We start from the raw sequence: 16,294 nt of genomic DNA on the forward strand, positions 1-16,294 counted from the left end.
CTCGAGGCGGCGACGAGCTCAGGCGATGTCGACGCCGCCGAACTCCATCTCGGCGAAGGCGTCGTCGAGATCCTCGGCGATCCCCACCGTGAGCCCGCGCGGCACGGTGACGGAATAGCCGGCCTGGACGGCGTCCAGGGCGGTGGCCTTCACACAGTGGTCGGTGGCGATGCCCACGACCACCACTTCCTCGACGTCGTGGCTCTGCAGCCAGTCGTCCAGGCCGATGGCATCCTCGCCAGCGGCGAGATCACTGCCGGCTGCGGCACCGGCGTCGACGGTGCCGCCCATCGGCAGCGAACCGGGCGCACGGTCGCCGGTGGGGACGGCGTCGTCCGGGGCCAGCAGCCCCTCGAAGCCCGAGTAGGCCGCGGTGAACTGTCCCTTGCGGAAGTAGGCCTGGATGTATTCGGTGTCCAGGTCCGGGTGCAGCTCCGCGCCGCGGGTGCCCGCGACACAGTGCGGCGGCCAGCTGTCGACAAAGTCGGGCTGCTCCGAGAAGTGCGCGCCCGGCTCGATGTGCCAGTCCTGGGTGGCCACGACGTGGTCGAACTGCCCGTGGTGGGCGTCGACGTATTCGCTGATCTCGGCCGCCAGGGCCGCTCCGCCCTCGACCGGGAGCGCCCCGCCCTCGCAGAAATCGTTCTGCACGTCAACGATGATCAAGGCACGTGACATTCAGTCCTCCTCGTAGATGGTGGGGATGGCTGCTTCGCCGCGCTGGAGCCGGTTGACCACGGCCGGGAGCTCCTTCATGCTGTCGGCGTGACGCTGCCGCGCCCGAACGACGCCTTCGGGCCCGGTCCAGCCGGGCAGCAGCTCGCCGTTCTTGATGAACTGCTGCAACAGCTGCCGGTCGTTGCCGTCGTCGTCCGGGTGGTGCCCGATGCCGACGATTTCCTGGCTGGCGGTGCCGCGCTCGTTGAGCCTGCGCAGCGCGTATTTGCGGCCGCCCTTGCTGGTCTTGTTCTTGGCCGCCTTGGCTACCGGAACGAACGCGCCGGAGTCGTCGGTGCGGCTGACCAGCTTGTAGACCATGCTCGCCGTCGGCGCGCCGGAGCCGGTCACCAGCGAGGTGCCGACGCCGTAGGAGTCCACCGGGGCGGACTGGAGTGCGGCAATGGCGAATTCGTCGAGGTCCGAGGTGACGATGATCCGGGTGTTCTCGTTGCCCAGCTGGTCGAGGAGTTGCCGGACCCACTGCGCCTGCGCCACGAGGTCGCCGGAATCCAGCCGGACCGCGCCCAGCTTGTCGCCGGCCAGTTCGACGGCGGTCCGGACGGCCGCTTCGACGTCGTAGGTGTCCACGAGCAGCGCGGTGCCGGCACCCATCGAGGCGATCTGCGCCTCAAAAGCCTCGCGCTCGGTGTCGTGCAGCAGGGTGAAGGAGTGGGCGGCGGTGCCCACCGTCTTGATCCCGTAGCGCCGGCCGGCCTCGAGGTTTGAGGTGCTGTCGAAGCCGGCGATCACGGCGGCGCGTGCGGCCGCGACGGCGGATTCCTCCTGCGTCCGGCGGGAGCCCATTTCGACGCAGGGCCGGGTGCCAGCGGCCGTGATCATGCGGGAGGCCGCGGACGCGATGGCGCTGTCGTGGTTGAGGATCGAGAGGATGTACGTTTCGAGGATGCAGGCCTCGGCGAAGGTGGATTCGACGATCAGGATGGGGGAGTTGGGGAAATATGCTTCGCCCTCGGCGTAGCCCCAGATGTCGCCCGAGAAGGAGAAATTGGCCAGGTACTCCAGGGTTTCCTCGTTGACCACCTTGGTCCGGCGCAGGAAGTCGATCTCGGCGTCGCCGAAGCGGAAGTCCGCGATCCCCTCCAGCAGCCGGCCGGTGCCCGCCACGATCCCGTAGCGCCGGCCGTCCGGCAGTCGCCGCGCAAAGGCTTCGAACACCGACTTGCGGTGGGCGGCGCCGGAATGCAGGGCGGCCTGCAGCATGGTCAGCTCGTAGTGGTCGGTGTACAGGGACGTGCGGGGATGGTCCCAGCCAGCTGAGGTGCTCACAAATTCACTCTAGTGCGCCTCCCCATAGAATAGACAGATGACCCTCAGTGTTGCGCTCGGCCCTGACACCCAGGAGAGCACCCAGACCGGAACGGCGTCGTCGACCGACGTCCTGACCGCCCCGGACATCCCTTGGAACCTCGTGATCTGGAATGATCCGGTAAACCTGATGAGCTACGTGAGCTACGTCTTCCGCAGCTACTTCGGCTATTCCGAGGCGAAGGCCAACAAACTCATGCTGGAGGTCCATAAGAAGGGCCGCTCCATCGTGGCGCACGGCAGCAAGGAGCAGGTCGAGCAGCACGCGGTGGCGATGCACGGCTACGGCCTGTGGGCCACCGTGGAGAAGGCAAGCAGCGGCCACGGCGGCAACGGATCAGGCAAGGGCAAGGGAAAACGTGGCTAAGGCGTTCAAGTACGGACTCAAGGGCATCACGGGCTACCTGGAGCCGGCCGAGCGGGATCTGCTGCGCAGTCTTTTCGACGACGTCGTTTCCATGCTGGAGCCGGAGGAACGGGCCAACCAGGATCCGCTGGCCGCGCTCGTCGGGCTGGACACAGAGGCCCGCGAGCCGTCGGACCGCGCCCTGCGCCGGCTGCTGCCCAATGTCATGAAGGACGACGACAAGGCCTCCCTGGAGTTCCGCCGGTACACCGAGCGTTCGCTGCGGGAGAGCAAGATCGGCGCGTTGAAGGCTGCAGCCCTTGGCCTGGACAAGGACGAGCTGGTGCTGACGCCCGCGGACGCCCGGCACTGGTCCACCGCGCTCAACGACGTACGGCTGGTGCTCGCCGAGCGGCTCGACATCCGGGACGACGCTGACGCCGAGCACGTCCACCGGATGCAGGACTGGTCGCAGGCTGAGGACGTCGAAAGCTACCTGGCCCTGGTCTACAACTTCACTACCTGGCTGCAGGAGTCCCTGGTCCAGGCGATGCTGGCCTCGCTCGAAGCCTAGGCCCGTGTGACCCATTAGACACGAGTCGCTCGACACAATGTGATGGCCGCGCCTATGGCGAAGCCCTATCCTCGAATAATCATGACTTCAGCATCGAGCACGGATCCGGCAGCGGAAGCTGCGGCGGAGACCGCAGCGGGCAGCACCGGGGATGCCCGGCCGGGGGAGCGCCCGATCGGCGTCTTCGATTCCGGCGTCGGCGGCCTCACGGTGGCACGGTCCATCATCGACCAGCTGCCCAACGAATCCATCCTGTACGTCGGTGACACCGCCCACGGGCCGTACGGTCCGCTGCCCATCGCCGAGGTCCGCGCCAATGCGCTCGGCGTGATGGACGAACTGGTCGATTCCGGCGTCAAGCTGCTCACCATCGCCTGCAACTCGGCGTCCGCCGCCGTGCTCCGCGACGCGCGAGAACGGTACACCGCCCGCTACGGGATCCCGGTGATCGAAGTGATCCAGCCGGCCGTCCGTCGTGCGGTCGCGGCCACCCGCAACGGCCGGATCGGCGTGATCGGCACCTCGGCCACGGTGGGCTCCCGCGCCTACGAGGACACCTTTGCGGCAGCACCGGACCTGGACATCACCTCGGTGGCCTGCCCGGCCTTCGTCTCCTACGTGGAGGCCGGCATCACCACCGGGCCGGAACTGCTCGCCGTCGCCCGCGAATACCTGGCCCCGCTCACGGCGGCAGGCGTGGACACCGTGGTGCTGGGCTGCACCCACTACCCGCTGCTTACCGGTGTGATCTCCTTCGTCCTCGGTGAGGACGTCACGCTCGTCTCCAGCGCGGAAGAAACCGCCAAAGACGTGTACCGTGCGCTCGCGTCGCGCGGCCTCGAGCGCACCGGCACGACCGCCCCGGAGTACAACTTCATCGCCACCGGCGACGCCGCGCAGTTCGAGCACCTCGCCCGCCGTTTCCTCGGCCCCGAGGTCCTCAGCGTCCGCCACGTGGACCACGTGGCCGCGCAGTACCCCACCGGCAGCCTCGCCCGGATCACCCCGGAAATGATCGCCGCCGCGCAGGCCGGCGCCGGCCGGCCGCGGATCTCCAACTTCGTCTCCACCGATTTTGTCGCCTCCGACGCGCCGCCGCTGACCGGCCTCCGGAGGTCCGGCCTGTGAAGCTGACCATCGTGGGCTGCACCGGGTCCTTTCCCGGACCCGGCTCGCCGGCGTCGTGCTACCTGCTGACCGCGCACGACGGCGAGCGGAGCTGGAAGATTGTGCTGGACCTGGGCAGCGGAGCACTTGGCGCCATCCAGCGGTACACCGACCTTGAGGACATCGACGGGATCTTCCTGACGCACCTGCACCCGGACCACTGCATGGACCTGTGCGGGCTGCACGTCGCGGTTCGCTGGAAGCCGGGCGGCTGGGGACGCGGCCGGATCCCCGTCTGGGGGCCCGCCGCCACTGCGGACCGGATGGCCACGGCCTACGGCCTGGATCTGGAGCCGGGCATGCACGAGGAGTTCGACTTCAGCAACTGGTCCGAGCGCAAGCCCGTGACCATGGGCCCGTTCACCGTGACCCCGTTCGCGGTGAACCACCCGGTCGAGGAGGCCTACGCCCTGCGGGTGGAGGTCACCGAACCGGACAAGGACGGCACCCCGGTTACCCGGGTGCTGGGCTACTCGGGGGACACCGACTCCTGCGGCGGCCTCGAGGACGCGGCACGGGACGCGGACCTGTTCCTCTGTGAGGCAGCGTTCGAGGAAGGCCGCGACGACGGCATCAAGGATGTGCACCTGACCGGCAAGCGAGCCGGCGAAGCGGCCGTGGCTGCCGGGGCGCGCAGGCTACTGCTGACCCACATCCCGGTCTGGACCTCCCCGACAAAGGTGATGGCGGAGGCCAAGGAGGTCTTCGGCCAGCACGTGGCCGTCGCCGTCGCGGGCGTGCACTACACCGTCTGAACTGACGCCGTGGGCGGCGCGCACCGCCAAGTAGATATGCTGGAAGGCATGACTTCCGAAGCCCTTACTGCCCCCGTCATCCGCGCCGATGGCCGCACGCCCGACCAGCTCCGCCCGATCAGCATCACCCGTGGCTGGTCCAAGCAGGCCGAAGGTTCCGCCCTGATCGAGTTCGGCAACACCCGGGTGCTCTGCACGGCGTCGCTGACCGAGGGCGTGCCGCGCTGGCTCAAGGGCGAGGGCCGCGGCTGGGTCACCGCCGAATACGCCATGCTGCCGCGGGCCACCAACACCCGCTCCGCCCGCGAGTCCGTCAAGGGCAAGATCGGCGGCCGCACGCACGAGATTTCCCGCCTGATCGGCCGCTCGCTGCGCTCCATCATCGACACCAAGGCCCTCGGCGAAAACACCATCGTGCTGGACTGCGATGTCCTGCAGGCGGACGGCGGCACCCGCACGGCCGCCATCACCGGCGCATACGTCGCCCTCGCCGAAGCCATCCGCTACGCACGCGAGAACAAGCTGATCGCCCGCAACGCCCAGCCGCTGGTGGACACCATCGCGGCCGTCTCGGTGGGCATCATTGACGGCGTGCCGATGCTGGACCTGCCGTACGTGGAGGATGTCCGCGCCGAGACCGACATGAACGTCGTGGTCACGGGATCGGGCAAGTTCGTCGAGGTCCAAGGCACCGCCGAGGGCGCGCCATTCGACCGCGACGAGCTCAACAAGCTGCTGGACCTGGCCCTGCTCGGCACGGAGCAGCTCGCCGCCATCCAGCGCGAAACCCTGGCCGAGGCCCCGTGAGCGGCGCCCCGTCAGGCAACCAGCCGAACCCGCCGGTCCTGGTCCTCGCGACCCACAACCAGGGCAAACTGCGGGAACTGCGCGAACTGCTGCGCGGCCAGCTTCCCGGACTCGACGTCGACACGCAGGTGGTGGACGCGGGCGCCGTCGGTGCCCCCGACGTCGTCGAGACCGGCGTGACCTTCGCGGAGAATTCGCTGCTCAAGGCCCGGGCGGTGGCGGAGGCCACGGGCCTCGTCGCGATCGCCGATGACTCAGGCCTGGCGGTCGACGTCCTGGGCGGCGCCCCGGGCATCTTCTCCGCCCGCTGGGCAGGCCGGCACGGGGACGACGCCGCGAACCTGCAGCTGCTGCTGGACCAGCTTTCCGACGTGCCTGACGAATACCGCGGCGCGGCCTTTGTCTGCGCGGCGGCACTCGCCGTGCCTGGCCTGGCCGGCGAGGAAGCGCGCGAAGTGGTGGAGTACGGCCAGCTGGAAGGCACGCTGCTGCGGGAACCGCGCGGGGCGGGCGGCTTCGGCTACGATCCGGTGCTCCAGCCAAGCGGCCTGGACCGCAGCTGTGCTGAACTCAGCCCGGCGGAGAAAAACGCGATCAGCCACCGCGGCCATGCGTTCCGGGCGCTGCTGCCGGCGATCGTGGAGGCCCTGGCCGGCCGGTAGCGTCTCTGCGCTGGATAGCGTCTGCGCTGGACAACGTAAAAGGATGGCGCCCCACAGTGTGGGGCGCCATCCTTTTGGGCAAAGGCGGGGAGCGCAGCGGCCGGGGAGAACCGGGGGCTACGGGGTCTTGCGCTCTTCCTCGGGCTCGTGCTCCTCGATGAATTCCTCGACCAGCCCGGTGCCGTACTTTTCGGCCTGGCGCTTGGCGATGAGGCCACGGATCACTTCAATGCCGATCGGGATGACCGAGAGCAGCACGATCGCGATGAAGATGATGTCCAGGTTGTCCCGGACCCACGGCACCTTGTCGCCCAGCAGGTAGCCCAGCAGGGTCACGCCGCCGCCCCACAGCACGGCGCCGATCACGTTGTAGATGAAGAACTTGCGCTTGCTCATCTGGGCCACGCCGACGATCACCGGGACAAAGGTCCGGATGATGGGGACGAAACGGGCCAGGATGAGCGCCTTGCCGCCGTGCTTCTCGAAGAATGCGTGGGCGCTCTCGACGTTCTCGCGCTTGAACAGCTTGGAATCTGGCTTGTTGAAGATGGCCGGACCGGCCTTGGAACCGATCAGGTAACCGGCCTGGTTGCCGATGATCGCGGCAACGACGATCAGCGCGACAAACGCCCAGATGTTGAACTTGATGGTGTCCGTCGCGACGAGCAGCCCGGCGGTGAACAACATCGAGTCACCGGGCAGGAAGAAGCCGATCAGCAGCCCGGTTTCGGCGAAGATGATGCCGCAGACCAGGACCACGACCCACGGCGCGAGGGCAGGGTCGGCCAGGAAAACCTGGGGGTTAAGCCAGTCGGGCAGGAACGAGGCCAGGTGCGGCTGGACCGGTCCGGCGCCTCCGAAGGTGGTCACGGCGAAGTCGTGCAGGGTGTAAGGGTTCACCTATCTAGGGTACTTGACCGGGTGCAGCCGGTTCCGGCGCTAAAGTTGGAGCGTGGGTTTGGACTTTACAGCGATCGACTTCGAGACTGCGAACGGCTTCCGCGGTTCGCCGTGCGCCGTCGGCCTGAGCAAGGTGCGCGGCGGCGTCGTCGTCGAAGAGGCCTCCTGGCTGATGCGGCCGCCCGCGAACCACGACGCCTTCGACCACCACAACGTCCGCATCCACGGCATCCGGCCCGAGCAGGTCGCCGGCCTGCCGCGCTTCGGTGAACTGTTCCCCGAGATCGGTGCCTTCATTGGCGACGACGTGCTGGCCGCCCACAACGCCGCCTTCGACCTGGGCGTGATCCGTTCCGGCCTGGAGGTCTCCGGCCTGCCCGGCCCCGCCTACGACTACGTCTGCACCGTGATGCTGTCCCGGCGCTGCTACTCGCTGGTGTCGAACTCGCTGCCGTACGCCGCGGAGGAGGCCGGCGTGCCGTTGCTCAACCACCACGACGCCGCCGAGGACGCCCGGGCCTGCGCCGGCATCCTGATCGACATCGCGGCCCGCAACGGCGCCGCCAGCATCGCGGAACTGTACCTCTCGCTGGGGCTGGCCGTGTCCCGCCAGCCTGCCTTCGATCCGCGGCGCGACCCGCTCTCCAAGGCCACTAGGTCCGCCCTCGAGGCGCTCGCCGCCGGACAGGGCGCGGCTCCGGCCACCCGGCCGTTCCGTCCCGGCTGGCCGGACGAGGGCGCCAACCCCGTGCCCAACGCCGGGGCCGAACCGGACCACCCGCTGTTCGGACAGACCGTGGTGTTCACCGGAGAACTCGCGATTCCGCGGCCCGAGGCAAAACTGCGCTCCGCCGAACTGGGGGCCCGGCCCGAGAGCCGCGTCACCGCCCGCACCACGGTGCTGGTGGTGGGGGACGGCTTCGTCGCGGCCGACCTGCGTTCGGGCCGGCTGACCGGCAAGGCGCGTCGGGTCCTGGAACTGCATGACCGCGGCCAGCGGATCGAGGTGCTCTCGGAGGGGGAGTTCCTGCAGATGGTGGGCGGCCACGTTCACTCCCTGACGTAGGCGCTAGGTCATACGGCGCAACAATCATTTCGCCCGGGATCGGTCCGCTCCTAGCCTTGAACGATGAGCAAACTGATCTCTTCACCCGCCCGCGCAGCAGAGGCTCCCGCCGCTGACCCGCGCGGCGAAATCGACTGGGCCAAGGTCTTTGCCTTCCCCAATCCGGTGAACGAGTACTCCGCGCGGATTACCGCGGCTCTCGTGGTGCTGCTGTCCCTCGTGACGCTCCTGACCGGCTCCGGCTGGGGGCTGGCGGTCATCGCCGCCGGATTCTGGCTGCGGGTGCTGTTCGGGCCGCGGATTTCGCCCTTCGGCGTGCTCTCGGTCAAGGTCCTGACTCCGCTGCTGGGCAAGAAGCGGCTGGTTCCCGGGCCACCGAAGCGCTTCGCCCAAGGCATCGGAGCGGCCCTGTCCACCGCGGCTGCCATCCTTTTCGCCGCGGGCCTGGCGCCGGTGGCCTGGGTCCTGCTCGTGGCCCTGATCGCCGCCGCCTCGCTGGAGGCCTTCGCCGGCTTCTGCCTCGGCTGTGCGATCTTCGGGCTGCTGCAGCGCCGCGGACTCATCCCCGAGGATGTCTGCGAAGCCTGCAACAACATTTCGCTCAGGCGCCCGTAACCGCCGCCAGCCGTGCGGCCATGCCCCGAATGACGTCGGGGGCCTCGAGGGCCGCCAGCCAGTCCGCCGGCAGGCATTCCTCTCCGTAGTGCGCGCCCAGGATGTTCCCGGCGATCGAGGCGGTCGAATCGCTGTCGCCGCTGTGGTTCACCGCCACAGCGATCGCTGCCCGGAAGTGCTCCTCGGGGCTGGCGGCCGCCGCCGTCGTCGCCGGTGCGGTGGCCAGCACGGCATACACGCCGACGGCGAGTGCCTCCTCGGCAGCCCAGCCTTCGCCCAGTTCCCGCACCAGTTCCTCCGCGCCGAGCAGGCCCCCGGAACCTCCGCTTCCGGCCCCGGGCGCTGCCGCCGCGGCCAGGCGCAGGGACGCCGTCAAGCGGTCGACCAGGGCCGGATCGGGCTCCTCACCCTTCGGCAGCGGGCCGTCCTGGAGCTGCGAGAGCGCGGCGCCAGCCGCCTCATGCAGGTCCTTGCCGCTGACCAGCGCATGGATCAGCAGGCTGAACACGCCGGCGCTCTGCCGGGCCGCGGGGTGCCCGTGGGTCAGCGACGCCGCGTCCGCACTCATCTTGTAGACCGCGTCCGCCGGGACGTAGGGGATGAGTCCGAACGGCGCCGAGCGCATCACCGTGCCGCAACCCTTGGACTCCGGGTTGACCGGCCGGTACACGGTTCCCATTTCCCCGGTGGCGAGGCCGCTGAGGCAGGCATTGCCCGGGGCGCGGCGGTGCCGGAGCACAGCGTGGCTGTCTATCCAGCGCGGCGGCTGGAAGGGGGCGGAGTCCGGGAGTGCCTCGCCCTGGCTGCCGAGCCAGCGCAGGTAGGCAAGCCAGAGGCAGGCATTCGTGTCCGCCGCCACGCCCGAGTTGGCCCACTCGAGTGCCTCCAGCAGGCCGTCCACCGTGTACAGCGTCATCTGGGTGTCGTCGGAGAAGTGGCTGACGCCGTCGAGCCCGGTGAAGTCCCGCAGTCCTTCCGGGCCGTAGGTGGCGCGGATCTCGTCGATTTTCGCGAATTCGACGGCGTAGCCCAGCGAATCCCCGAGCGCGCCGCCCAGCAGGCAGCCGTGGATGCGGGACTCATGGGACGGCGCCGGGGCGGCCGCCGGGGTGCTGCCGGGCTCAATGCTCATACCTCCAAATTTACCCCGGTGCCCGGCCCGCACGGGAACGCGGCGCCCGGCTGAGCCGGGTAGGGTGCTGGTGGTGCCAGGTTCGTCATGGCCGCGGCCCCGGACAAAGGACGGACAAGGGAGAGTGATGCGCGAACCAGCGTGGCGGAAGACCGGCAGCACGCCCGACTACAGGTTTACGCTGGCCAACGAGCGGACCTTCCTGGCCTGGGTCCGGACCTCGCTGGCCCTGATCGCCGGCGCGCTCGCCATCGATCAGCTGGCGCCCAACATCGCCCCGGGGCCGGTGCGCATCGCCATCTGCGTCGTGCTGGCGGTCCTCGGCGCCGGACTGGCCGCGCTGGCCTACCACCGCTGGGGCCGAATGGAAGCCGCGATGCGCAACAACCGGGAGTTGCCCTACTCCGGGCTGATGCTGGTCATGACCGTCGGCGTCGCCATCGCCGCGCTCACCATCGCCATCCTGATCTTGATCGCACGGTGACCGTTCCGCCGCAGGGCCCCGGGCTGCAGCCGGAACGCACGACTTTGGCCTGGGGCCGGACGCTGCTGGCCCTCGTCGTCGCGGATTTGTTCATCTGGCGCACCTGGGCGCTGTCCGGCCCGGGGGACCAGGCCGCCGGCCGCTTCGACTCCCTCGGCCTGTGTGCCGCAGCGGCGCTCGGGTCCACGGTGGTCCTCTTTGTCTGCGTCCGGGTGCGCTCCCGGCAGCTGCGCAGCTCCACCGACGCGGCCCCGGCGGCGCTGATGATCAGCGCGACGGCGGCTGTCCTGGCGCTCGCCGCGAGTACGGTGGCGGCGATTGCGCTCGGGACGTAGCCGCCGCCCGGCACGGCGGGGCTCCAGCGAACACCCAGCCCCCGCTGGCAGACTCCAAGCAGACCATGACCCCCAGCCAAAGGAACTCCGCGCCATGACCAAGCCAGTGCACGCCTCCGAGCCGGACGTCGCCCAGCCGGCCCTCGTACCCGATGACCGACAGCCGGGCCTCATCGCCCGGCTGTCCGCCGAGGCACTGGGGACCCTGTTCGTCGTGGTGGTGGGCCTGGGTGTGCCGCTGTTCGCCGTTCCGCAGTACAACCCGATGTCCGCCTCGCTGGCGGCGGGCCTGGCCCTCACGGCGGCCATGCTGGCCTTCGGCTACCTGTCCGGCGGCCATTTCAACCCCGCGGTCACGGTGGGCAACGCGATCGCCGGCCGGATCAGGCCGCTCGACGCCGCGGCCTACCTTGGCGCGCAGCTGGTGGGCGCCGTGCTCGGGGCGCTGACGCTGTTCGGCGTGCTGCGCACGGTTCCCAAACTCAACGGCACGCAGACGGCCTTCGACACGGTCGCGGCGGGTTTTGACAGCCGCTCGGTCATCCAGGCTCCGATGGCCGGTGTACTGCTGGTCGAGGTGCTCGGTGCCGCCCTGCTGGTGGCGGTCTATCTCGGCACCACCGCGGGACGCAACCCGGCCAAGGCCGCTGCGCCTTTCGCCGTCGGCCTGAGCATGGCCGTGCTGCTGCAGCTGGGCCAGAGCATCGGGAACGCCCCGTTCAACCCGGCGCGTGCCACGGCTTCCGCGCTCTTCAGCAGCCCGGACGCCCTGGGCCAGCTGTGGCTCTTCTGGGTGGCCCCGCTGGTCGGCGCCGCGGTTGCCGGGCTGGTGTTCCGGGGGTTCGCGAGCACCTCGGTGCGGGCCGGCGCGGTATCCGGCGGCCCGGAGCGGACCAGCGGGTATGCCGACGTCGACGACGACAGTCTTGACGAGCCCGGCGAGCCCAACAACGCGGCCGACGCGGGGGACGCCGTACCCGCAGCGCCGGCGACTTCCGCGACGCCCGCGGATGAGGCCCGCGACTTCTTCGACAAGCGCACCCTGTAACGTCTGTCACCCCTGGCGCCGGGCCGGTGCGCAATAGTGTCGGTGGCAGCCGATAGCGTAGTGGCATGCGGTTATTGCACACCTCGGACTGGCACCTGGGCCGGTCGTTCCACGGCGTCGGGATGCTTGACGCCCAGCGCGCCTTTATCGACCAACTCGTCGGCGTCGTCCGCGAAGAGTCGGTCGACGTCGTCCTCATCGCCGGCGATGTGTACGACCGTGCGCTGCCCGGCGTCGACGTCGTGGGCCTGCTCGACGACGCACTCGTGCGGCTGAGCGGCGCCGGGGCGAAGGTGGTTTTGACCAGCGGCAACCACGACTCGGCCATCCGGCTCGGCTTTGCCTCCCGCCTGCTCGAACGCGGGGGAGTGCACCTGCGCACCCGGCTTGCCGAGCTGGACACCCCGCTGCTGCTGCCGCTCTCGAACGACGCCGGGGCGAACGGCGCCGGCGCGGACGAGGACAACGGACCGGTGCTGGCGATCTACGGCATCCCCTGGCTGGAGCCGCGGCTGGTCGCCGCGCAGCTGGGCGTCGAGACCGCCAGCCACTTCGAGGTGACGCGTGCCGCCACCGGGCTGGTCCGCGCCGACATCGCGGCCAGGTCCAAGACCCGGACCGTCCATTCGGTGGTGCTCGCCCACACCTTCGCCAGCGGCGGCATCAGCTCCGACAGTGAACGGGACCTGAGCATCGGCGGGGTCGGCGCGGTGCCGCTGGACCTCTTCGACGGCTTCAGCTACACCGCGCTGGGGCACCTGCACGGCCGGCAGTCACTCTCGTCCGCGGTCCGCTATTCGGGCTCACCGCTGGCCTACTCGTTCTCCGAAGCGAAGCACCAGAAGGGCGGCTGGCTGATCGACGTCGACGCCACCGGCGTCACCGCCGTCACGGAAGTCCTGTGGGAAGCGCCCCGCCGCCTCGCCACGTTGCGCGGCAAACTGGAGGAGCTGCTCACCGACGAGGCGTTCGCCTGGGCCGAGGGCGCCTACTGCCAGATCACGCTGACCGACGCGCAACGCCCGAACCAGGCCATGGAGCGGCTGCGGGCGCGTTTTCCCGACACCCTCGTCCTGGGCTTCGACCCCGAGGGCGCCGAAGCCTCGGCCAAGACCAGCTACAGCAGCCGGCTGGCCCAGGCCGGGGACGACCTCTCGATCTGCTGCGGGTTCCTGGAACATGTCCGCGGCCGCGCCGCCGACGAGGCCGAGTCCGGAGTCCTGGCCGAAGCCCTCGAAGCCGTCCGACTGGAAGGGGTTTCCCGGTGAGGATCCACCGCTTGGAACTTTCCGCGTTCGGCCCCTTCGCGGGCACGGAGCACATCGACTTCGACCGGCTCAGCACGCACGGTCTCTTCCTGCTCAACGGCGCCACCGGCGCGGGAAAGACCAGCGTCCTGGACGCCATCTGCTTTGCCCTCTACGGCTCCGTGCCCGGCGCCCGGCAGGAGGGCAAGCGGCTGCGCAGCGACCACGCGGACCCCGCCGCCGAGCCGCGAGTCACCTGCGAGTTCTCCGCCCAGGGCAGGCACTTCGAAGTTTCCCGGACGCCCGCCTGGAACAAGCCCAGCGCCCGGGGCAAGAACGGGTTCACCGAGCAGAAGGCCAACACCCTGCTGCGGGAACGGATCGACGGCGAGTGGCTGGAAAAGTCCGGCCGCAACGACGACGCAGGTGCGGAAATCACCGCCCTGCTGGGCATGGACCGGGAGCAGTTCACCCGGGTGGTGATGCTGCCCCAGGGCGACTTCGCTGCCTTCCTGCGCTCCAAGGCCTCCGACCGGCTGGTGCTGCTCCAAAGCCTCTTCGGCACCCAGCGCTTCGAAGCGGTGGAACAGGAACTGGGCCGGCGCGCCGCCGCGGCCCGCACCGAGGTGGAAAGCCTCAACAACAAGCTCGAACTGCTGCTGGCCCAGGCCGAAGCGGAAACCGCGGGCCTGGGCGTCGAGCTGGACGGGGCACCCGGCCGCGACGACGCCGACCAGCTGCTGGCCTGGCTTGAGGCCAGCGCCGGCTCGGCCGCCGGGGAACGCCAGGCCGCCGCGGTCGAGTCCGAGCGGGTCGGCGCCGAGTTGGCCGCCCTTCTCGAGGGCACGGCGGCGCGCGCCGCGCGGCAGGCAAAACTTGCGGCGGCCGAGCGCCGCCGCGCCGCCGCCGAAGCGGCGGCCCCGGAGCTGCGGAAGAAGACCGCATTACTGGAACAGCACCGGAAAGCCGAAGTGCTTGGCGGCCAGCTGCAGGCGGTAGACAGTGCCGAGGCGGCCGAGGAACGCGCGGCCGCGGCCGCCGCCGGCGCGGCTGCGGAACTGCGGGCCGCGGCGCTCACCGACCCGGAGCTGGCCGCGCTGCCTGCCGCGCCTCCGGGTTCCGACGGACCGGCCGGCGAGTCGCTTCTCGAAGGATCAGTGCTGCGGAGCGAGCTCGGCCGGCTGCGCTCCCTCCGTGCCGTCCTGGAGGAACGGCTGCCGGACGAGGACCGTCTTGCCGTCCTGATCGGCCGCAGCGCCGAACTGCAGCTCACCCTGGACGGACTGCACACGGCCAGCCGATCCGGCGCCGCAACCCTCGACGCCCTGCGCGCCGAAACCGCCGAACTCCTTGCCGCTCTGGCTCCGCTCGAAGAACTTGCCGCCGAAGTCCAGTTGCGCACCAAGGAAGCCGCCGCCGCGGAAGAGCTGGTCGCCATCGTGGCCCGCCACGCTTCCGCCGCGGAGAACTGCGCACGGATCACCGACCGCCACCGCGTGGCCCGCGACAGCCACCAGGACCGCCGGCAGCGCTGGCTGGACCTCCGGGAGGAGCGGCTCGCCAATGCCGCCGCGGAACTCGCGGCCCAGCTGCTCCCGGACCAGCCGTGCCCGGTCTGCGGCAGCGCCGAGCACCCCGCCCCCGCTCCGGCCGCGGCGTCCGCGCTGGCCATCGCCGAGGCTGAAAAGACTGCGCAGGAGGACGCCGAGGCGGCCGAGGCTGTGCTGTCGGCGCTGGAGCGTGAACTCGGCGAAGCCCAGCAGGACCTCGCCGTGCTGGCAGCCCAGGGCGGCGACACCGAGCCTGACGTGGCCCGCAGAGAGGCCACACTGGCGAAAGAGCGGTCGGCCGAAGCCACCCGCGCCGCCGCAGAGCTGGCGGCCAACCGGGCCCGGCGTTCGGAGCTGGACGAGGAGATCCTGGCCGCGGAACAGGCCCGGACGGCGGCCGCTTCCGGGATCGCCCAGACCGAATCCACCATCAGCGAGGTCCTCGGACAGGTCGAGGGCCTTGAGGCCGCCTTGGCGGGCCTGCGCGCCGGGCACGCGAACCTCGGCAAGCGCCTCGTCTCTGTTCGCGAAACGACGGCCCTGCTCGAACGCGCCGACGCGGCCGCCGGCAGCCTTGAACAGGCCCGCGCGCGGACCACCGATGCGCGTGCCCAGCTTGAGCGGGCCCTCCCGGACGCCGGCTTCGAGTCGGCGGACGCGGCCCGATCGGTACTCCTGCCGGCACCGGATGCGGCCGGGTTGGAAGCCGCCGTCCGTGCCGGGCAGGACGAAGCCGCCCGGCTTACGGAACTCTTTGCCGGTGAGGAACTCGCCTTGGCCGCCCGGGAGCTGGCCGCGGACGGCCCCGTGGACGGCGCCGTTCTCGATCAGCTCCGGGCCGAGTGTGCGTCGGCGGAACGCAAGGCCCGGGAGGCTGTACTGGCCTCCGGGCTCGCCGGGAAGTCGGTGCAGACCCTGGGCCGGATCTCCGCCGAGTATGCAGAGCACGCGGCTGCCGGCCGGGAGCCCCGGGAACGGGCAGCGCTGTGGACCGCCGTGGCCGAGGCGGCCCGCGGCGGCGGAGACAACAACTACCGGATGAGCCTGAACAGCTACGTGCTCGCGGCCAGGTTGGAACAGGTGGCGGCTGCGGCCTCGGAGCGGCTGATCGGCATGAGCGACGGCCGCTACACCCTGCAACACACCGACGCCAAGGCAGCCCGCGGGCAAAAATCCGGGCTGGGCCTCGAAGTCGTGGACCAGTGGACCGGCCAGCGCCGCGACACCGCCACGCTCTCCGGGGGCGAGTCCTTTATGGCGTCGCTCGCCCTGGCCCTCGGCCTCGCGGACGTGGTGCAAATGGAATCCGGCGGGGTGGACATTGAGACCCTCTTCGTGGACGAGGGCTTCGGCAGCCTCGACGAACAGTCCCTCGAACAGGTCATGGACGCGCTCGAAGGGCTCCGCGACGGCGGCCGGGTCGTGGGCCTCGTGAGCCACGTCGCGGAAATGAAGCAGCGGATCACCACCCAGCTCCAGGTGGTCAAGGGCCGGAACGGATCCACCCTGCACATCTCCGACGACACCCCGGCCTGAGGCCCGCCGGCTCGGGTACAATCG

Annotated in this window: 17 protein-coding genes; 13 read left to right on the plus strand and 4 right to left on the minus strand. The window is 70.2% G+C overall.

The window, feature by feature from the left end:
- Positions 1 to 18: 18 nt before the first annotated feature.
- Together AC1DB8_RS13620 and AC1DB8_RS13625 are read right to left on the minus strand one after the other, a co-directional pair.
- A complete protein-coding gene (locus AC1DB8_RS13620) occupies positions 19 to 678 on the minus strand; it encodes an isochorismatase family protein (RefSeq protein WP_476893321.1) in 660 nt (219 codons plus the stop codon).
- Entirely contained in the window at positions 679 to 2,007 is a 1,329-nt protein-coding gene (locus AC1DB8_RS13625) for a nicotinate phosphoribosyltransferase (protein WP_441417375.1), read from the minus strand.
- Between the two features lie 37 nt (positions 2,008 to 2,044).
- Between AC1DB8_RS13625 and clpS the strand changes: the two genes are divergently transcribed.
- Genes clpS through rdgB form a run of 6 tightly spaced genes read left to right on the plus strand, consistent with a single transcriptional unit; the run spans position 2,045 to position 6,357 of the window.
- Entirely contained in the window at positions 2,045 to 2,413 is a 369-nt protein-coding gene (gene clpS / locus AC1DB8_RS13630; RefSeq protein WP_175322893.1) for an ATP-dependent Clp protease adapter ClpS, read from the plus strand.
- Complete coding sequence (locus AC1DB8_RS13635) at positions 2,406 to 2,966, plus strand: DUF2017 domain-containing protein (protein WP_441417376.1); 561 nt, start codon at positions 2,406 to 2,408, stop codon at positions 2,964 to 2,966. The genes clpS and AC1DB8_RS13635 overlap by 8 nt, the downstream gene beginning before the upstream one ends.
- A gap of 42 nt (positions 2,967 to 3,008) precedes the next feature.
- Positions 3,009 to 4,094 carry a glutamate racemase gene (gene murI / locus AC1DB8_RS13640; RefSeq protein ID WP_441417377.1) on the plus strand — a complete coding sequence of 362 codons (1,086 nt, stop codon included), beginning with the start codon at positions 3,009 to 3,011 and terminating at the stop codon, positions 4,092 to 4,094.
- A complete protein-coding gene (locus AC1DB8_RS13645; protein ID WP_476893322.1) occupies positions 4,091 to 4,888 on the plus strand; it encodes an MBL fold metallo-hydrolase in 798 nt (265 codons plus the stop codon). The genes murI and AC1DB8_RS13645 overlap by 4 nt, the downstream gene beginning before the upstream one ends.
- Before the next feature lie 48 nt (positions 4,889 to 4,936).
- Positions 4,937 to 5,695, plus strand: a complete 759-nt coding sequence (rph, locus tag AC1DB8_RS13650) for a ribonuclease PH (protein WP_138768925.1) — start codon at positions 4,937 to 4,939, stop codon at positions 5,693 to 5,695.
- Entirely contained in the window at positions 5,692 to 6,357 is a 666-nt protein-coding gene (gene rdgB, locus AC1DB8_RS13655; protein ID WP_441417379.1) for an RdgB/HAM1 family non-canonical purine NTP pyrophosphatase, read from the plus strand. The genes rph and rdgB overlap by 4 nt, the downstream gene beginning before the upstream one ends.
- Before the next feature lie 117 nt (positions 6,358 to 6,474).
- Here rdgB and AC1DB8_RS13660 read toward each other — a convergent pair whose 3' ends face one another.
- Positions 6,475 to 7,242, minus strand: coding sequence for a VTT domain-containing protein (locus AC1DB8_RS13660; protein WP_476893373.1), 768 nt, complete (start codon positions 7,240 to 7,242; stop codon positions 6,475 to 6,477).
- Between the two features lie 67 nt (positions 7,243 to 7,309).
- Between AC1DB8_RS13660 and AC1DB8_RS13665 the strand changes: the two genes are divergently transcribed.
- Together AC1DB8_RS13665 and AC1DB8_RS13670 are read left to right on the plus strand one after the other, a co-directional pair.
- Positions 7,310 to 8,323: a 3'-5' exonuclease gene (locus AC1DB8_RS13665; RefSeq protein ID WP_441417380.1), complete on the plus strand. Its 1,014-nt coding sequence runs from the start codon at positions 7,310 to 7,312 to the stop codon at positions 8,321 to 8,323.
- A gap of 63 nt (positions 8,324 to 8,386) precedes the next feature.
- Positions 8,387 to 8,938: a DUF4395 domain-containing protein gene (locus AC1DB8_RS13670; protein WP_476893323.1), complete on the plus strand. Its 552-nt coding sequence runs from the start codon at positions 8,387 to 8,389 to the stop codon at positions 8,936 to 8,938.
- Here the strand turns inward: AC1DB8_RS13670 and AC1DB8_RS13675 are convergent.
- On the minus strand, positions 8,925 to 10,070 hold the full coding sequence (locus AC1DB8_RS13675; protein WP_476893324.1) for an ADP-ribosylglycohydrolase family protein: 1,146 nt from the start codon (positions 10,068 to 10,070) through the stop codon (positions 8,925 to 8,927). The two genes, AC1DB8_RS13670 and AC1DB8_RS13675, sit on opposite strands and share 14 nt — an antisense overlap.
- A 127-nt stretch (positions 10,071 to 10,197) precedes the next feature.
- On the opposite strand from AC1DB8_RS13675, the gene AC1DB8_RS13680 reads away from it, so the two are divergent.
- The 5 genes from AC1DB8_RS13680 (at position 10,198) to AC1DB8_RS13700 (ending at position 16,270) form a co-directional block, all read left to right on the plus strand.
- Positions 10,198 to 10,554, plus strand: coding sequence for a YidH family protein (locus AC1DB8_RS13680; RefSeq protein WP_441417383.1), 357 nt, complete (start codon positions 10,198 to 10,200; stop codon positions 10,552 to 10,554).
- On the plus strand, positions 10,551 to 10,889 hold the full coding sequence (locus AC1DB8_RS13685; RefSeq protein ID WP_476893325.1) for a DUF202 domain-containing protein: 339 nt from the start codon (positions 10,551 to 10,553) through the stop codon (positions 10,887 to 10,889). The genes AC1DB8_RS13680 and AC1DB8_RS13685 overlap by 4 nt, the downstream gene beginning before the upstream one ends.
- Before the next feature lie 94 nt (positions 10,890 to 10,983).
- Positions 10,984 to 11,937: an MIP/aquaporin family protein gene (locus AC1DB8_RS13690; protein ID WP_476893326.1), complete on the plus strand. Its 954-nt coding sequence runs from the start codon at positions 10,984 to 10,986 to the stop codon at positions 11,935 to 11,937.
- Positions 11,938 to 12,002: 65 nt separating this feature from the next.
- A complete protein-coding gene (locus AC1DB8_RS13695) occupies positions 12,003 to 13,205 on the plus strand; it encodes an exonuclease SbcCD subunit D (RefSeq protein ID WP_476893327.1) in 1,203 nt (400 codons plus the stop codon).
- Entirely contained in the window at positions 13,202 to 16,270 is a 3,069-nt protein-coding gene (locus AC1DB8_RS13700) for an AAA family ATPase (RefSeq protein WP_476893328.1), read from the plus strand. Before AC1DB8_RS13695 ends, AC1DB8_RS13700 begins: the two co-directional genes overlap by 4 nt.
- Positions 16,271 to 16,294 lie beyond the last annotated feature (24 nt).

It is taken from the genome of Arthrobacter sp. 10N410 (genome assembly GCF_056394945.1).

Bases quoted from the DNA above. Each gene is read 5' to 3' on its own strand.
- AC1DB8_RS13680 (WP_441417383.1), top strand. From the start codon at position 10,198: ATGCGCGAACCAGCGTGGCGGAAGACCGGCAGCACGCCCGACTACAGG.
- AC1DB8_RS13690 (WP_476893326.1), top strand. From the start codon at position 10,984: ATGACCAAGCCAGTGCACGCCTCCGAGCCGGACGTCGCCCAGCCGGCC.
- rph (WP_138768925.1), top strand. From the start codon at position 4,937: ATGACTTCCGAAGCCCTTACTGCCCCCGTCATCCGCGCCGATGGCCGC.
- AC1DB8_RS13675 (WP_476893324.1), bottom strand. From the start codon at position 10,070: ATGAGCATTGAGCCCGGCAGCACCCCGGCGGCCGCCCCGGCGCCGTCC.
- AC1DB8_RS13670 (WP_476893323.1), top strand. From the start codon at position 8,387: ATGAGCAAACTGATCTCTTCACCCGCCCGCGCAGCAGAGGCTCCCGCC.
- murI (WP_441417377.1), top strand. From the start codon at position 3,009: ATGGCCGCGCCTATGGCGAAGCCCTATCCTCGAATAATCATGACTTCA.
- clpS (WP_175322893.1), top strand. From the start codon at position 2,045: ATGACCCTCAGTGTTGCGCTCGGCCCTGACACCCAGGAGAGCACCCAG.
- AC1DB8_RS13620 (WP_476893321.1), bottom strand. From the start codon at position 678: ATGTCACGTGCCTTGATCATCGTTGACGTGCAGAACGATTTCTGCGAG.
- AC1DB8_RS13695 (WP_476893327.1), top strand. From the start codon at position 12,003: ATGCGGTTATTGCACACCTCGGACTGGCACCTGGGCCGGTCGTTCCAC.